This is a genomic window from Bradyrhizobium sp., from assembly GCF_004799445.1.
GTDB lineage: Bacteria > Pseudomonadota > Alphaproteobacteria > Rhizobiales > Xanthobacteraceae > Bradyrhizobium.
Map to the genome: position 1 here is coordinate 1 of NZ_SSNA01000104.1, position 16,076 is coordinate 16,076.

At 61.0% G+C, this 16,076-nt stretch carries 11 protein-coding genes; 5 read left to right on the forward strand and 6 right to left on the reverse strand.

The window, feature by feature from the left end; genetic code table 11:
- Positions 1 to 8: 8 nt before the first annotated feature.
- Together E8A46_RS14170 and E8A46_RS14175 are read left to right on the forward strand one after the other, a co-directional pair.
- Positions 9 to 1,682: an NAD(P)/FAD-dependent oxidoreductase gene (locus E8A46_RS14170; protein ID WP_291561709.1), complete on the forward strand. Its 1,674-nt coding sequence runs from the start codon at positions 9 to 11 to the stop codon at positions 1,680 to 1,682.
- Positions 1,683 to 1,784: 102 nt separating this feature from the next.
- On the forward strand, positions 1,785 to 3,038 hold the full coding sequence (locus tag E8A46_RS14175) for an adenylate/guanylate cyclase domain-containing protein (protein WP_291561633.1): 1,254 nt from the start codon (positions 1,785 to 1,787) through the stop codon (positions 3,036 to 3,038).
- A 153-nt stretch (positions 3,039 to 3,191) separates the two neighbouring features.
- Here the strand turns inward: E8A46_RS14175 and E8A46_RS14180 are convergent, their stop codons facing one another.
- Both E8A46_RS14180 and E8A46_RS14185 read right to left on the reverse strand, forming a co-directional pair.
- A complete protein-coding gene (locus E8A46_RS14180; protein WP_291561634.1) occupies positions 3,192 to 3,815 on the reverse strand; it encodes a flavin reductase family protein in 624 nt (207 codons plus the stop codon).
- A gap of 307 nt (positions 3,816 to 4,122) precedes the next feature.
- Positions 4,123 to 5,352 (reverse strand): hypothetical protein, encoded by a 1,230-nt coding sequence (locus E8A46_RS14185; RefSeq protein WP_291561635.1) that lies wholly within the window; start codon positions 5,350 to 5,352, stop codon positions 4,123 to 4,125.
- Positions 5,353 to 6,136: 784 nt separating this feature from the next.
- On the opposite strand from E8A46_RS14185, the gene E8A46_RS14190 reads away from it, so the two are divergent.
- Positions 6,137 to 6,928 carry an enoyl-CoA hydratase/isomerase gene (locus E8A46_RS14190; RefSeq protein WP_291561636.1) on the forward strand — a complete coding sequence of 264 codons (792 nt, stop codon included), beginning with the start codon at positions 6,137 to 6,139 and terminating at the stop codon, positions 6,926 to 6,928.
- A 119-nt stretch (positions 6,929 to 7,047) separates the two neighbouring features.
- Here the strand turns inward: E8A46_RS14190 and E8A46_RS14195 are convergent, their stop codons facing one another.
- Together E8A46_RS14195 and E8A46_RS14200 are read right to left on the reverse strand one after the other, a co-directional pair.
- Entirely contained in the window at positions 7,048 to 8,625 is a 1,578-nt protein-coding gene (locus tag E8A46_RS14195; protein WP_291561637.1) for a fatty acid--CoA ligase, read from the reverse strand.
- 206 nt (positions 8,626 to 8,831) lie between these two features.
- Complete coding sequence (locus E8A46_RS14200; protein WP_291561639.1) at positions 8,832 to 9,704, reverse strand: SDR family oxidoreductase; 873 nt, start codon at positions 9,702 to 9,704, stop codon at positions 8,832 to 8,834.
- Positions 9,705 to 9,810: 106 nt separating this feature from the next.
- On the opposite strand from E8A46_RS14200, the gene E8A46_RS14205 reads away from it, so the two are divergent.
- The gene (locus E8A46_RS14205) at positions 9,811 to 10,623 is read left to right on the forward strand and encodes a crotonase/enoyl-CoA hydratase family protein (protein WP_291561640.1); all 813 of its coding nucleotides are present in this window, start codon (positions 9,811 to 9,813) and stop codon (positions 10,621 to 10,623) included.
- Between the two features lie 125 nt (positions 10,624 to 10,748).
- Positions 10,749 to 13,547 (forward strand): phosphoenolpyruvate carboxylase, encoded by a 2,799-nt coding sequence (gene ppc / locus E8A46_RS14210; protein ID WP_291561641.1) that lies wholly within the window; start codon positions 10,749 to 10,751, stop codon positions 13,545 to 13,547.
- Between the two features lie 84 nt (positions 13,548 to 13,631).
- Here ppc and E8A46_RS14215 read toward each other — a convergent pair whose 3' ends face one another.
- Both E8A46_RS14215 and E8A46_RS14220 read right to left on the reverse strand, forming a co-directional pair.
- Positions 13,632 to 14,510, reverse strand: coding sequence for an SMP-30/gluconolactonase/LRE family protein (locus E8A46_RS14215; RefSeq protein WP_291561711.1), 879 nt, complete (start codon positions 14,508 to 14,510; stop codon positions 13,632 to 13,634).
- Positions 14,511 to 14,962: 452 nt separating this feature from the next.
- Entirely contained in the window at positions 14,963 to 15,877 is a 915-nt protein-coding gene (locus E8A46_RS14220; RefSeq protein WP_291561642.1) for an SDR family NAD(P)-dependent oxidoreductase, read from the reverse strand.
- Positions 15,878 to 16,076: the final 199 nt, after the last annotated feature.

The window sequence follows — 16,076 nt, forward strand, 5'->3', positions numbered from 1 at the left end:
GCCAAGTGATGTCCGCCTTGCCATTCATGTCCGACAAAGACCACGCCGCGGGCCGCGACGTCTACGATGTCGTCGTGGTCGGCGCCGGCTTTGCCGGCATGTATATGCTGCACCGGCTGCGCGGGCTGGGATTGTCGGTCCGGGTCTATGAACAGGGTGGCGATGTCGGGGGCACCTGGTACTGGAACCGGTATCCCGGTGCACGCTGCGACGTCGAAAGCATGCAATATTCTTATTCGTTCTCCGACGAACTGCAGCAGGAATGGAACTGGAGCGAGCGCTACGCGCCGCAGCCCGAGATTCTGCGATACGCCAACCACGTCGCCGACCGCTTCAAGCTGCGGAGCGATATCGCGCTCAACACCCGCGTCGATCGCGCTGAATTCGATGAGAACGCCAGCACATGGCAGGTGACGACATCCGACGGTGCGACCGTGACCGCGAAATTCGTCGTGCTCGCCACCGGGTGTCTGTCGAATGCGCGCATGCCGGATATCAGGGGCTTGTCGGATTTCAAGGGCAAGGTCTATCACACCGGCCACTGGCCGCATGAACCGATCGATTTTACCGGGCAGCGCGTCGGCGTGATCGGCACGGGCTCTTCGGCGATCCAGTCGGTGCCGGTGATCGCCGAACAGGCGCGCCATCTCACGGTGTTCCAGCGCACCGCGAATTTTTCGATTCCAGCCCGCAACGCGGAATTGACGGCGGAAGAGCGCGACGCGTTTCGAGAAAATTATCCGGAAATCCGGCGCTTTGCGCGCGAGGAGGCGCGCAACGGCATCTATGCCGAACCGCCCGACCGCGGTGCGCTCGACGATGGCGACAACGCGCGCCGCGCCCAATTCGAGCAGCGCTGGATGAAAGGCGGCCTGACCTTCATGCTGGCCTACAACAACCTCCTGCTCGACAAAGCCGCCAACGATACCGCCGCCGGTTTTGTCAGGGAGAAGATCGCCGAGATTGTGCGCGATCCCGAGACGGCGAAGAAGCTCAAGCCGGATAATCACCCGATCGGCTCCAAACGGATTTGCGTCGATACCGACTACTACGCCACCTTCAACCGTCCGAACGTGACGCTGGTCGACATCAGATCCGATCCAATCGAGACAATTCTGCCGAATGCCGTGCGCGCCGGGGGCAGGGATTACGAGGTCGATGCCCTGGTGCTGGCGACCGGTTTTGATGCGATGACCGGCTCGGTGGCCAAGATCGAACTGCGTGGCCGCTACGGCCAGACGCTGAACCAGAAATGGGCCGAAGGCCCCAAGACCTATCTCGGTCTGATGAGCGCGGGTTTCCCCAATCTCTTCATCATCACCGGACCCGGCAGCCCGTCGGTGCTCTCCAACATGATCGTCTCGATCGAGCAGCATGTCGACTGGATCACTGAGGCCATCGCCTTCATGCGCGCCCGCGGCCTCGAGGTCGTGGAAGCCACCGGGGAGGCCGAGGACAAATGGGTCGCGCACGTCAATGAAGTGGCGCAGCTGACGCTCTATCCGCAGGCCAATTCCTGGTACATGGGCGCCAACATCCCGGGCAAGCCGCGCATCTTAATGCCCTATATCGGCGGCGTCGGCGTCTATCGCCGGATCTGCAACGAGGTCGCGGCGAAGGGCTATGAGGGGTTTGTGATGAGAGCGGCGGAACGGGCGCAGAAGATGGCAGCGTCATCCTGAGTATTTTTTCACGGCGAAGAACGTAATGAAGTATCGAGAGCCCGTATAACCGGTTGAATCGGGGTAACAGCGGCGAAAGGATCTCAATCGAGGGTTTCGGCCATGCAGCAGGGATCAGCTCAGCGTATCGAGCGAGTGCGGTGGATTGCCTCGGTTTGCCGGTACCTTGTGGCGCAAGCGGGCCGCATCGGCGCCGCACGGGCAGACAGTTCCGAACTGGCGCTGCAAAAACGCCTTATCGTTTCGCTTTCGCTCGGACTCCTGCCTTTGACTGTCCTGTGGAGCGTCATCTACTTCGCCGCTGGCGCGCCACTCTCCGCCGCCATTCCGGGGCTGTATACGATCATCGCCCGGATCAATACGGCGGTCTTTGCGTGGACCCGCAATCTCGTTGTTTACCGCTTCGTCCAGCTTCTGATTTTTCTGATCCTTCCATGGCTACTGATGATGAGCCTGGGCGGATTCGGGAACTCGAGCGTGGTGATCATATGGGCGGCCTTGTGCCCGCTCGCGGCGCTTCTTCTCGAAGACCTGCGCCGAACGGTGTTCTGGATCCTTGGCTTCGTCTCGCTTTTGATCGTGAGCGCGATCCTGCAGCCTTATCTGGTCCCCGTCGGCCTGCCCGAAACCTTCGTGACCTGGTTTTTCGTGCTCAATGTCGGATCGGTGATCGTCGTTGCGTTCGCACTGCTCTACTACTTCGTCGGTCAACGGAACTTCTTTCAGGAACGTTCCGAGATGCTGTTGCTCAATATTCTGCCAAGGGAAATCTCGGAGGCGCTCAAGGCCAAGCAGCAACCGATTGCGGCTCATTATGAAGCTGCAAGCATCCTGTTCGCCGATGTCGTCGAATTCACGCCGATGGCGGCGACGATGACGCCGCTGCGCGTGGTCGATCTTCTCAATGAGGTTTTTCAGTGCTTCGACGATCTGGTCGAGAAATACGATCTTGAGAAGATCAAGACAATCGGCGATTGCTACATGGTTGCTGCCGGGGTACCGCGGCGGTGCCCCGATCACGCCAGGGCGATCGTGGATTTGGCCCTCGACATGCGGGCCGCGGTAACCGAACGCAAGTTCGGCGATCGGCAGCTCGCGTTTCGCATTGGCATCAATTCCGGTCCGGTCGTGGCGGGCGTCATCGGCCGCAAGAAGTTCATCTATGACCTCTGGGGTGATGCCGTGAACATCGCAAGCCGCATGGAATCTCAGGGACAAAGCCGATCCATCCAGATCACCAGCAATACCTATCAATTGATCAAGGATGAATTCGTTTGCGAGTCCAAAGGGACCATCAAGGTAAAAGGGGGCGATCAACTGGAAGTCTGGCACGTGCTGGGAAAGAAGGCCGCCTGAGCGTCCCAACGCAAGTCGCAGCGAGCGGGCTACTTGCTACTGCAACGAGCCACGGCAAAGGGATATGAGGGGTTTGTGATGGGCGCGGCCGAGCGGACGCGCGCCGCGCTCCGTCGCTGCGCGTCTCGCAATGACGCGTTTGGCTAAACCGCCCTACGCTTTAGCTGCCTCGCGCCCCTGCGCCGCCGGGAATTCGATCCTGTCGTCGGTACGGCAGTAACGGTCCGCGAACATGCGGCCAACCGGATGGTAGCGGTCCATATGCACGCGCATGGCGGCATCGTCCCACAAATCGTCGCGGATGTGGAAATGGATGCCTTCACCGATGATGAGTTGCCGGTCACTATTCACGTCGATCGTTTTCCAGGTCTTGCATTCCATCGCCCACGGCGCGTCGGCAAGCCGCGGCACTGCCAGCTTCGACGAGGGTGCCAGCTTGAGCCCGAGGTAGCCGGGCTCGCCAATATCGGGCGGAAAGTCGCCACTGGAGTCGTGCATGGCGCGCGCCAACGGCTCATCGGCGAGGTTGACCACGAACTCTGCGCTACGCCGGATATTGACGAGCGTATCCTTGACACGGCCATCGGGCCGCAGGTTGACGGCGAACATGCAGAGCGGCGGATCTTCGCAGAATACATTGAAGAAGCTGAAGGGCGCGGCGTTGACAACCCCGGTTGGTCCAACCGTCGTCACCCAGGCGATTGGCCGCGGCAAGACAAATGACGTCAGCACCTTGTAACGCTCGCGCTGCGTGAGGTCGTTGGCGGCATATTCCATGGTGCATTCCCTGTGTTGACCGGGGTTTCGAAACCTAACCCGGTGGTCGCCGACGATAAAGAGACGGGTGATGACGGAGCCTTGCCCTCGGGTCGCGCCATGCGCGGACCCGTTAGGTTAGCCGGCCCCTCGGGCCGGGCAAGCCCGCGCATATTCATGTTCATGCCCTAGCGGTGGCTTCAGTGTCTATCGCCGGATCAGCAGCGACGTCGCGGCAAAGGAATATGAGGGGTTTATGATGAGCGCGGCGGAGTAGACGCACAAGATGGTGGCGTCATCCTAACAGTTGTGCGGCCGCTTCAATAACTTAATCATGATCCTCGTCATCGGAGATCGGCAATCGAGCCACTAGCCAGTTTATTATTGCCTCTCTGGTGACAGCAAAGCTAATCCTCCTAAGATGCGAGTTGGCAATGTAATCGCTGCTCATAAGAGCCCGTGGAAATTCCGACAGATCATACTCGCCTAGAGGAAATTCTCCGGCATGAAAGTGCCCGGAACGGGCGGTCCCGTAAAGAAATTTCAAAATAGGATCGAGGTTTCCTACGGAGCTCACATTTTTTCGCATGAACTCGCTGAAATGATCTGTCGACGGATCGCTCTTACTTAGAGCTTCAACTGCTGCCACGCGGTACGCAAGGCTCACTGACGGAAATTGGCCGGCTAAAACGCTCGCAATTTGATAGAGCCGTGATGCCCGATCGAAGGATTCCGAAATTGCTGGCGACGCTGCATCGATTACTCGAAGAACTCGTCGGGCTTCTTTCGGAAGACTCAAAAAACCTAACGTAGAGTATCGCTCTGTAAGTGTGCCAGCCCACTGCCCAGGCTTGCAGCTTTCACCCTTTCTTGGCAGCACCGTTGGCCATACGCCGTACCCATTGAAAACCAAACCACCCCTGATGGACTTTGCGTCGCCTGGGCGATGCACCCACCGCTGTTCCATGGGCGGTCTGTATAGCCCTTTGTCTAAAAGCAACGAGAGTCTCGCTGCTAGCCGCGCACTTGACTGATTGGCGAGAGCCCAAGCGTCAGTCTGGTCAATAGCGGAAACCATCTGATCTATGCAGACAACGCGCTCCGCATTCAATAACATCGGCTGATCGTCCTCTGGCCAAACCGGCGCGAAGCGCGTCTGACCAAACCAATATTCGCCGTCCAGCTGAGGCCCGACGTAGTTGAAGACATTGCGATAAAAAAACTGATTGCGTTTAAGTTCGAGCGCCGATGTTAGCGCCCCTATCACTAACTTATGGACGGCATCTTCCCACTTTACATCGCCACTCTCGATCAATACTTCCTGAATTTCGATGTAAAGCAGTTCGCCATCCGCAGATTTCCTATATGCCCATGAAAGTTCTATTTGATCTTCATCGATGCTGAATGGACCCGTCACGACACTTTCGAAGGTGCCATCTTCACTGAAGCCGGCGGCCCCACGAGATGTCGACATTCTTGGACTTAGACGAGAGTTCAAATAATCTAGAAAACGCTGCTGTTCCAGCCCGCGCTTTATATTCAAGTCAATGTGTACCATGATAGGATCAATCCGATGGTTGACCTAGGTATATCAACGGAACGAAAGGGTACATACTCGCATCCCCATGAAGCAAGACGCAGAATATGTCGGCGCTGGTGACGCTATTGCCGGAAGCCTATTCAGCCGTTCACCGTCGATAAAGAGGCGGGGGCTGATTTGCCCGACAGGCTGGTCGGTCGTTTGCCTGTCTAGCCCCCTTTTCCAAAAATATTTCCTTCCGTCGTCCACGCAAATCAAAAATATATTCATCGCCGTCCCGTACCAACAAAGGGGCGTTTCGCGATCGTCACGAAGGTGGGGCGGGATGCGGTGGACGCGAGTTGCGCTTTCGACGATGGCGCGAACTTGCGGACGCGAAGTCGTGTGGTCCTGACGCCCCGACGCTGGGGTCAAGTTGGCGGAAATATCCGCTGACGACGGTGGCAAGAAAGCCCGGTCACCGGGGAGAGCGCGAAGGAAACCGCTAAAACCATAGCGTGCGGGAATGCCGGGTGATTCCGGTGGACTCGTGGTGACTAACGCGCGTGCTTTCTACTCGGCACGCGCGGCTGCGGGTGCACTGGACACCCGGCATTCCCCACGCCCTTTGTCTTGGGGCGGATGTTTGAGGCCACAACTCGGGCGTATAACGCCGCGGGAATGCGACGGCGTGTCTGAAAGAGCCTATTCGATAACTTCGATCGGTGGGCTCTCCACCATCGCCGAGACACCTTTCCCCAATATGATAGCATGACGATCTCAGGATAAGCGGCGCGCCCGCCCACAACAGACGAGGAAACACATGCAATTCAAGCACGTCACGCTGGATTTCGATGGACCGGTCGCCATCCTCAAGCTCGACCATCAGGAGGTGATGAACGCGGTCTCGCTCGACATGCTGGGCAGCCTTTGCGACGCGCTTGATGCGATCGACGACAAGAAGACCGAAGTGCGTTGTCTGGTCATCACCGGCGCGGGACGCGCATTCTGTACCGGCGCCAACCTGCAGGGGCGTAACACCCAGAAGCCGGGCAAGAGCAACGCCGGTGCGGCGCTGGAAACCGCGTTCCATCCGTTCCTGCGGCGCCTGCGTAACCTGCATTGCCCGATCGTCACCTCCGTGAACGGGCCCGCCGCCGGCGCCGGCATGAGCTTTGCCCTGATGGGCGATATGATCCTGTGCGCACGCACGGCGTATTTTCTGCAAGCCTTTCGCCGCATTGGCCTCGTGCCGGACTGCGGATCGACCTGGCTGTTGCCGCGGCTGATCGGAAAGGCGCGCTCGGTCGAGCTGTCGCTGATGGGCGAACGGCTTTCGGCCGAGAAGGCACTGGAATGGGGTCTCGTCAACCGGGTCCATGACGATGCGGCTCTGTGGGAGGAGACCATGAAGCTCGCCCGTGACCTTGCCAACGGTCCGACCGTGGCGCTGTCGCTGATCCGCCAGCTCTATTGGGAGAGCCCGGACAATTCGTTCGAAGACCAGCTCAACCTTGAATTTGAGTCACAGCGCCAGGCGGGTGCGACGGAAGACTTCAAGGAAGGCGTCACCGCCTTCCTTGAGAAGCGTCCGGCCAAGTTCGGGGGTAAATGAGGGTTCGTCGTCATTGCGAGGAGCGTCAGCGACGAAGCAATCCAGCTCTTGTCATCAATGGATTGCTTCGCTCCGCTCGCAATGACGGTGGTAGAACCTGCGCTCGTGTGGCTACCCCCTCAATTTACCTGCCGGTCCTTGCCTTCCCAATAGGGATCGCGCAGATGACGGCGCAGAATCTTGCCGGAGGCATTGCGCGGCAGCGCCGGGATGAAATCGACCGTCTTCGGCGTCTTGAAGCCGGCGATGCGCTCGCGGGTGAAATTGATGATGTCGGTGGCCGTCAGCTCCTTGCCCGGCTTCGTCACCACGATCGCCTTGACCGCTTCGCCCCAGGTGTCGTCGGGCACGCCGACCACGGCGGCTTCGGCCACATCGGGGTGGTCGCAGATCGCGCTTTCGACCTCCGCGGGGTAGATGTTTTCGCCGCCGGAGATGATCATGTCCTTGATGCGGTCGTGGATGTAGAGAAAGCCGTCCTTGTCCATGTAGCCGGCATCGCCGGTGCGCAGCCAGCCATCGCGGCCGAGCGTCCTCGCCGTGGCCTCCGGCAAATTCCAGTAACCCACCATGTTGGAGCCGGAACGGGTGGCGATTTCGCCGACTTCGCCCGGCGGCAATTTCCTGCCGTTGGCATCGAGGATCGCCAGTTCAACGCCGGGCAGCGCCTTGCCGGCCGAGCGCATCCGCTCCAGTCCCTCGACATGGTCTTCGGGCGCGAGCGCCACGATGCTGCCGGTGGTCTCGGTCATGCCATAAACCTGCACGAAGCCGCAGCCGAACACCTCGATGCATTCCTTCAGGAGGGCCGCAGGAATCGGGGAAGCGCCATAGAGCATGTATTTCAGCCGCGAAAAATCCACGCTCCGCGCCCGCGGTTGCCGCACCACGAACTGCATCGCGGCCGGGACCATGAACAGTTTGGTGATTCCGGATTGTTCGATGAAATCCAGCACTTTTGTGGGATCGAACTCCCTGGCGATCACGCCGCTGGCGCCGTGATAGAGGCCGAGCAGCCCCCAGCCGGAGCCGCCGATGTGGAAGACCGGCATCGCCACCAGCGAGACGTCGTCCTCCGTCCAGCTGTTCCAGTCGGGCTTTTCGCCCTCGCCGGTTTCCAGCAGATTGAGAAGATTGGCGTGGGACAGCATCGCGCCTTTGGGTTTTCCGGTCGTGCCGGAAGTATAAAGCTGGATCGCGACGTCCTGCCGGGTGATCGCGACCTTGGGGTCATCGGCGCTCTGCGCGTCGCGCCAGGCGGTGTAGTCCTGCCATTCCGGTGCGCCGCCTTCGGTCGTGATGACGGTGCGCAGGTCAGGCAATTGCGACTTTATCGCGCGCGCCTGCGCCACCAATTCCGGTCCGACGAACAGCACAGGGGCCTTGCAATCCGCAACGATGAAGGCGATCTCGGGCGCCGCAAGCCGCCAGTTCACCGGCGCCATCACCACATTGGCCTTCATCGCGCCGATCAGGAGTTCGAAGAAGATGTCGCTGTTCTTTCCGAGATAGGCGATGCGGTCATGCGGTTTGACGCCGAGCGCTTTCAGCCCGTTGGCGACCCGGTTGGTCAGGATATCGAATTCGGCGAAGCTGGTCTTTCGTCCCTCGAATTCAAAGACGATGACGTCGCCGCGGGTCTTCGCCCGCGCGCGAACCATGTCGACAACGTTTGCCGGCCCCTCTGCAGCGGACATGTTTCCCCCATGGTGATTGTTCGTGTTTGGCGCAATTCTGACGTCGTTGCGCGACAAAGACAAGGGAAGGGGAGGCTGACAGCGTCGTCCCTGCGAACGCAGGGACCCATACGCTGCGGCCTATCGGCCAAAGCGATGGAGTTCGTTGCCTTCGCGGCAATTCGCGCCGGTGGTTATGGGTCCCTGCGTTCGCAGGGACGACGATCTCATCCCCTCGCGGTTTTGTCCTTTTCGTTCTGCGCCTTGATGGCGTCGCGGGCCTGGGTCCAGTCGGCGTCGGACCAGTCGCGCAACTGATAGAAGTTGCCGCCCATCGCCAGCGCCTGGCCGCCGTCCATCGCGATGGTCTCGCCGTTGATCCAGTCGCAGCCGCCGGAGATCAGGAACACCGCAAGATTCTGCAGTTCCTCCATTTTGCCGACGCGGCCCATCGGGTTCGCCGCCTTGGTGCGGGCGCCGGCTTCGTCGCCGGGCTTGATGCGCTTGCTCATGCCTTCGGTCGGAATTTCGCCGGGCGCGATGCTGTTGAGCCGGATCCCGTAGCGTCCCCATTCCGTCGCCAGCGACATCGTCATGGCATGGACTGCGGACTTGCTCATCGCCGACGGCACCACGTACGGGCTGCCGTTGCGGACCCAGGTGACGGTGATCGACACCACATTGCCCGGATGCTTGCCGGCGATCCAGCGCCGGCCCACCGCGTGCGTCACATAGAACGTGCCGTGCATGACGATGTTGGCGACCGCGTCGAAACCGCGTGGCGAAAGATCCTCGGTGCGCGAGATGAAGTTGCCGGCGGCGTTGTTGACGAGATCGGTGAGCGGCCCATCGGTGAAAATCGCATCGATCATCTGGTCGACGGCGAGCGCATCGCGGATATCGACGCCGTGGCTGGTGACGCGGCCGCCATAGAGGTCCATCAGTTCGGTCGCGGTTTCGTCGCAGACGATCTTGCGGCGGCCGCAGATATGGAGCTCGGCGCCGAGTTCAAGAAAGCGCGCCGCCATCGATTTGCCGAGCCCGGTGCCGCCACCCGTGACAAGGATACGCCGGCCTGCGAGGAGGTTTTCGCTGAACATGGCAATTTCCGCCCTGAATGGATGTCTGTTAATTGGTTGATTGACTAAAACCGGACAAGGCTTTGATGTAAAGCGGCTTCCGCGAAAGCTGCAGGGGAGAATTCGGATGGATGATCGCGTCAAGGTCACGATCTCGGACGGTATCGCCGATGTGCGGCTGGTTCGGGCGGACAAGATGAATGCGCTGGATGCCGCGATGTTCGACGCGCTGGTTGCGGCCTCCGGACGGCTCGCCCACGAGAAAGGACTACGGGCGGTAGTGTTGTCCGGCGAAGGCCGTGCATTTTGCGCCGGGCTCGACATGGACAGCTTCGCCGCGATGAAGGCAGGCGGAGGTAACGGGATAGCGGGCGGTGAAAAGCGCGACCTCGTCGCGCGCACCCATGGCATCGCCAACTTTCCGCAAGCCGCCGTCTGGGGATGGCGGCAGCTTCCGGTTCCGGTGATCGCCGCCATCCAGGGCGTCGCATTCGGCGGCGGCTTTCAGCTCGCGCTTGGCGCCGACATGCGGTTTCTTAGCCCTGACGCGCGGATGTCGATCATGGAGATCAAATGGGGGCTGGTGCCTGACATGGCGGGAACGCCGATCCTGGCGAGCCTGGTGCGCGACGACATCCTGCGCGAACTGACCTATACGGGCCGGGTTTTCTCGGCCCAGGAGGCCCTCGGTTACGGCCTCGCGACCCGGATCTGCGATGACCCGCGCGCGGCCGCCTTCGACGTCGCGCAGGAAATCGCGGGCAAAAGTCCCGACGCCATCCGCGCCGCCAAGCGGCTTTTGAACAAACTCTCCGTCGATCCCGGTCCGGCATTGTTGGCCGAATCCGTCGAGCAGATGAAGCTGATCGGGAGCGCCAATCAGCTTGAGGCCGTGCGCGCCAATATCGACAAGCGCGCCCCGCGCTTCGCCGACAGCTGAACAGCGGCGGAACCTCAATGGTCTGCGGAGGGGAGCAGGGGTAGGATCGCCCGTTTCTTGGTCTTGCGCTGCACCCAAAAAATTGCGACTCAAGGGTGCCGGGCAGTTTCTGGAGCATTTTGGCGATGTCACCCCAGATCATGCCTTCCGACACCGACCTCAGGTCCAACCGCGCCGAGGAAGCCTCGGCGCTCGAAGAAGACATCCGGCTGCGGAATGACATCCGGCTGCTTGGACGCATCCTCGGCGACACCGTGCGCGACCAGGAAGGCGCCGACGTGTTCGATCTGGTCGAGCGCATCCGGCAGACCTCGATCCGGTTTCACCGCGATGACGACAAGCCGGCGCGGCGCGAGCTTGAAATCATCCTCGACAGCATGTCGACCAGCCAGACCGTGCGCATCGTCCGCGCCTTCAGCTATTTCTCGCACCTAGCCAACATCGCCGAAGACCAGAACAACATCCGCCAGATGCGGGCGCGCTCCAACGCCGGGGGAACGCCACGCCCGGGAACGCTGGCGCTGACGCTGTCACATGCGCGCGGGGCCGGTTTCAGCGCGGCCGACCTGCGCAAATTCTTCGCAACGGCCCTGGTCAGCCCGGTGCTGACGGCGCATCCCACCGAAGTTCGCCGCAAGAGCACGATCGATCGCGAAATGGAGATCGCAGCCCTGCTCGACCGGCGCGAACGGGTCCAGCTGACGCCGGAAGAACTCGAGCTGAGCGACGAGCAGTTGCGCCGCGCGGTGCTGACATTATGGCAAACCAACATTCTGCGCCGCACCAAGCTCACCGTGCTCGACGAGGTTGCCAACGGGCTGTCTTTTTACGACTACACGTTCCTGCACGAAGTGCCGCGGATGCATTGCGCGCTGGAGGACCGGTTGAACGAGGGCGACGGCGCCGCGCCGGGCGAACTGGCCTCGTTCCTGAGGATGGGAAGCTGGATCGGCGGCGATCGCGACGGCAATCCGTTCGTGACCGCGGAAGTGATGCGCGGCACGCTGAAGATGCAGTCGAGTCGCGTATTGCGCTTTTATCTCGAAGAACTGCACGTGCTCGGATCCGAATTGTCGCTCGCGGCGCATCTTGCGGATGTCTCGAAGGATCTGCGGGCACTCGCCGAGCGTTCGCCCGACACCTCGCCGCATCGAAGCGGCGAGCCCTACCGGCTGGCGGTGTCCGGCATCTACGCCCGGCTTACCGCCACCGCCGCGAGGCTCGATGTTGAAACCACCAGGGCGCCGGTCGGCGCGGCCGCGCCCTATGCCGATGTCGGAGAGTTCAAGGCCGACCTCGATATTCTCTATCGTTCGCTGATCTCGAACAATTCGCGCGTGATCGCGCGCGGACGGCTGCGCCACTTGCGCCGGGCGGTGGATTGTTTCGGCTTTCACCTGGCCAGCCTCGATATCAGGCAGAATTCGGCGGTGCATGAACGCACGGTCGCAGAACTGATCGATGCGGCGATGCCGGGCATGTCCTATCTGGCGTTGAACGAAGAGGGACGGGTCGCGCTTCTGATCAGCGAACTGCGCAATGCCCGTCCGCTGACGTCAAGCTTCGTGAAATACAGCGAGGAGACGGTGGGCGAACTGGCGGTGTTCCACGCGGCCGCCGAAGCCCACGCCAAATTCGGCGCCGATGCCATCCCCCAATGCATCATCTCGATGTGCAAGGGGATGTCGGACATGCTGGAGGTCGCGCTGCTCTTGAAGGAGGCGGGTCTCGTCGACCCCTCCGGCCGCAGCGCCATCAACATCGTGCCGCTGTTCGAGACCATCGAGGATCTGCAGGCGTCCGCCGGCATCATGGACCGGATGCTGTCGCTGCACGATTATCGCAAGCTGGTGGACAGCCGCGGCGCGGTGCAGGAAGTGATGCTCGGCTATTCGGACAGCAACAAGGATGGCGGCTTCGTCACCTCGGGCTGGGAACTCTACAAGGCCGAGATCGGCCTGATCGAAGTGTTCGAGCGCCACCATGTTCGCTTGCGGTTGTTCCACGGCCGCGGCGGTTCGGTCGGGCGCGGCGGCGGGCCGAGCTATGACGCCATCATCGCGCAGCCCGGCGGCGCCGTGAACGGCCAGATCCGGATCACCGAGCAGGGCGAAATCATCTCCAGCAAATATTCCAACAGCGAGGTCGGCCGCAACAATCTGGAAGTGCTTGCCGCGGCGACGCTCGAGGCAAGCCTGCTGCAGCCAAAGCACAGCGCGCCCAACGCGGATTATTTGAGGGCGATGGAGCAGCTATCGGCGCTGGCCTTCAAGGCCTATCGCGGGCTGGTCTATGAGACCGAGGGCTTTGCCGAATACTTCTGGGCCTCGACCGTCATCACCGAGATCGCCACGCTCAACATCGGCAGCCGGCCGGCGTCGCGCAAGAAAACCCGCGAGATCGAGGACCTGCGCGCCATTCCCTGGGTGTTCAGCTGGGCGCAATGCCGGCTGATGCTGCCGGGATGGTACGGCTTTGGCAGCGCGATTGAAGCCTGGATCAAGGAGCATCCCGACAAGGGCATGCCGTTCCTGAAGGAGCTTTACCGCGAGTGGCCGTTCTTCCGCACGCTGTTGTCGAACATGGACATGGTGCTGGCCAAGAGCTCGATCGCGATCGCCTCGCGCTATGCCGAACTGGTGCCGGACGTCGCCTTGCGCGAAAGTATTTTCGGGCGCATCCGGAGCGAATGGCAGACCTCGATTGATCTGCTGCTGGACATCATGGGGCAGGAGCGCCTGCTGCAGAGCAACCCGCTGCTGGAGCGCTCGATCCGCAACCGCTTTCCCTATCTCGATCCGTTGAACCATGTGCAGGTGGAGCTCCTGAAGGAGCACCGCGCGCAGAACCCCGACGATGCGGTGCTGCGCGGCATCCAGATCACAATCAATGGTATTTCGGCGGGGTTGAGGAATAGCGGGTGAGGTGGATGTGCATGACGAAGTGGCGAATGGAATATCCCCATCCGCCCCTTTTCGTCGCTCAATCGGCAATGATGCGAGAGATGGTCACGGCTTCATGGCGCCCTGAACACTCGTGTAGACCGCATAGAGTGATGTCGAGCCGCAGATGTAAAGTCTATTCCGGTACGTACCGCCGAAGCACAGATTGGCAACAGTCTCCGGTATGTGGATTTTGCCGAGCAGGTCGCCGTCAGGCGCGTAGCAGCGCACACCGTCCTCGTTCGGGTCGCCCCAACCCACGGAGCACCAAATCCGCCCGTCGGTGTCACAACGCATCCCGTCGGTGATACTGGGCTTCGGCATTTCCGCAAAGACTTTACCGTTCGAAACCTTTCCAGCGCCGACATCCACGTCGAACACGCGGATATGGGAGGGGTTGTCCGGCCCGTCGGTGAAGCCCGTGTCGATCACATAGAGCTTCTTCTCGTCGGGCGAGAAGGTGATGCCGTTGGGCTCCACAAAGTCATCGACGACAACTTTGACGTCACCAGATTTCGGATCCACCCGGTAGACATTATGCTTTTCCTGCTCGGGCGCGGCTTTGATGCCCTCGTAATTGCCGCCGATACCGTAAACGGGATCGGTGAACCAGATCGAACCATCGGAGGCGACGACCGCGTCGTTCGGCGAGTTCAGCTTCTTGCCGTTGTACTTGTCGGCGATGATGGTGATCGAGCCGTCGAGCTCAGTACGGGTGACCCGTCGGCCGCTGTGTTCGCACGTGATCAGGCGTCCTTCCCGGTCAATGGTGTTGCCGTTCGAGTTCATCGACGGCTGGCGGAATACGCTCAAATGACCATCATCCTCCGAATAGCGCATGATGCGATTGTTGGGAATGTCGCTGAACAACACGTAGCGGCCAGCCGGAAAGTAGACCGGTCCCTCCGCCCAGCGGAATCCGGTTGCGACGCGCTCAACCGCCATGGTGCCGGCGAAGGCCGGAAAACCGGATGGCCCAAAAGAGACCTTTGGCTTCTTGAGAGACTCCAGGTGAGAATCCGGATAGCGGCTCCCGGAGAGTGGCCCCAAGGGCAACCGCTCGGTTGACCTGGTCGGAACGCCGGTTTCGCCAAACGGCGTGACGGTCGCTGCAGAGGCCGCCTTCACGGTCACAGCCGTGGCGGCGATCGCTGCGGCGCCGCGCAACAGGTTGCGGCGGTTGACTGCGGCCGATGCCGCCTCGGCCTGGTGATCGGATTGTATTGGATTTGTCATGATTTCCTCCCGTATTTTGTTGTTGGGGAGGAAATCCTGCGCCGACATTTCGGCATAAAGCGGGCGAGGGGCGAAGGAACAACCGGAGTTGGGGGTAAGACAAAGATATGCGGGTCGTTCCTGCGAACGCAGGGACGACCTCTGAAGAGATAACGCGACCGCTAGACCGCATCCCAATTGAAAATATCCGCCGAGCGGTCGAGCTTGTAGAACGACGATTTCAGCGCCGGCATGGCATGCTCGGCGATGGTCTGCGCGGTCCAGCCCTCGCCGCGATGGATCGAGCGCAGCGGACGCGACTGGCTCATCAGGAAGATCTCGTTCATCCGCACGGCGAAGATCTGCCCGGTCACGTCTTTCGCGGCGTCGCTGAGCAGGAAGGCCACGATCGGCGCGATCTTTTCCGGGCCCATCTGCTGAATTTTTTCCACCCTTGCTTTCTCCGCTTCGGTTTCGGTCGGAATGGTGCCGATCAGGCGGCTCCAGGCGAAGGGCGACACGCAATTCGAGCGTACATTGAAGCGGTTCATGTCGAGCGCGATCGATTTCGACAGGCCGACGATGCCGAGTTTGGCGGCGGCGTAATTGGCCTGGCCGAAATTGCCGACCAGGCCCGAGGTCGAGGTAAAGTGGACGAACGAACCGCTTTCCTGCTCGCGGAACAACCGCGCCGCGGCGTGCGAGACGTAGAACGAGCCCATCAGATGCACCTTGATGACGGACTCGAAGGCGTCGATGCTCATGCGGTGAAAGATCGCGTCGCGCAGGATGCCGGCATTATTGACGATGCCGTCGAGCTTGCCAAAACTGTCGACCGCCATCTTGACGATCCGGCTGGCCGGAACCGCTTCCGCGACGGTCTCGAAATTCGCCACCGCCGTGCCGCCGCGCTTTCTGATTTCCTCGACCACCTCCTCGGCCGGCGAGGCGTTCGAGCCGGAGCCGTCGGCGGCGACGCCGGGATCGTTGACCACGACCTTGGCGCCCTCGGCTGCACAAAGCAGCGCGATCTCGCGCCCGATGCCACGCCCGGCGCCGGTGACGACGATGGATTTGTCCTGCAGTGATTTGGTCATGGGGTGCTCCGGCTTCTGATGTTTTGCTCAATCACCTCGCCCCGCTTGCGGGGAGAGGTCGAAATTCGCGATAGCGAATTTCGGGTGAGGGGGACTCTCCGCGAGACCGAATGCGTCGATAAAGCCCCTCACCCCAACCCTCTCCCCGCGAAGAGCGGGGTGAGGGGGAGGAGGGAGCCACGCGTCGCTCACGAAATAC

Coding starts and splice junctions, on each gene's coding strand:
- E8A46_RS14205 (WP_291561640.1), top strand. CDS start 9,811: ATGGATGATCGCGTCAAGGTCACGATCTCGGACGGTATCGCCGATGTG.
- E8A46_RS14175 (WP_291561633.1), top strand. CDS start 1,785: ATGCAGCAGGGATCAGCTCAGCGTATCGAGCGAGTGCGGTGGATTGCC.
- E8A46_RS14170 (WP_291561709.1), top strand. CDS start 9: ATGTCCGCCTTGCCATTCATGTCCGACAAAGACCACGCCGCGGGCCGC.
- E8A46_RS14180 (WP_291561634.1), bottom strand. CDS start 3,815: ATGGAATATGCCGCCAACGACCTCACGCAGCGCGAGCGTTACAAGGTG.
- E8A46_RS14190 (WP_291561636.1), top strand. CDS start 6,137: ATGCAATTCAAGCACGTCACGCTGGATTTCGATGGACCGGTCGCCATC.
- E8A46_RS14195 (WP_291561637.1), bottom strand. CDS start 8,625: ATGTCCGCTGCAGAGGGGCCGGCAAACGTTGTCGACATGGTTCGCGCG.
- E8A46_RS14220 (WP_291561642.1), bottom strand. CDS start 15,877: ATGACCAAATCACTGCAGGACAAATCCATCGTCGTCACCGGCGCCGGG.
- E8A46_RS14200 (WP_291561639.1), bottom strand. CDS start 9,704: ATGTTCAGCGAAAACCTCCTCGCAGGCCGGCGTATCCTTGTCACGGGT.
- E8A46_RS14185 (WP_291561635.1), bottom strand. CDS start 5,352: ATGGTACACATTGACTTGAATATAAAGCGCGGGCTGGAACAGCAGCGT.
- E8A46_RS14215 (WP_291561711.1), bottom strand. CDS start 14,510: ATGGCGGTTGAGCGCGTCGCAACCGGATTCCGCTGGGCGGAGGGACCG.
- ppc (WP_291561641.1), top strand. CDS start 10,749: ATGTCACCCCAGATCATGCCTTCCGACACCGACCTCAGGTCCAACCGC.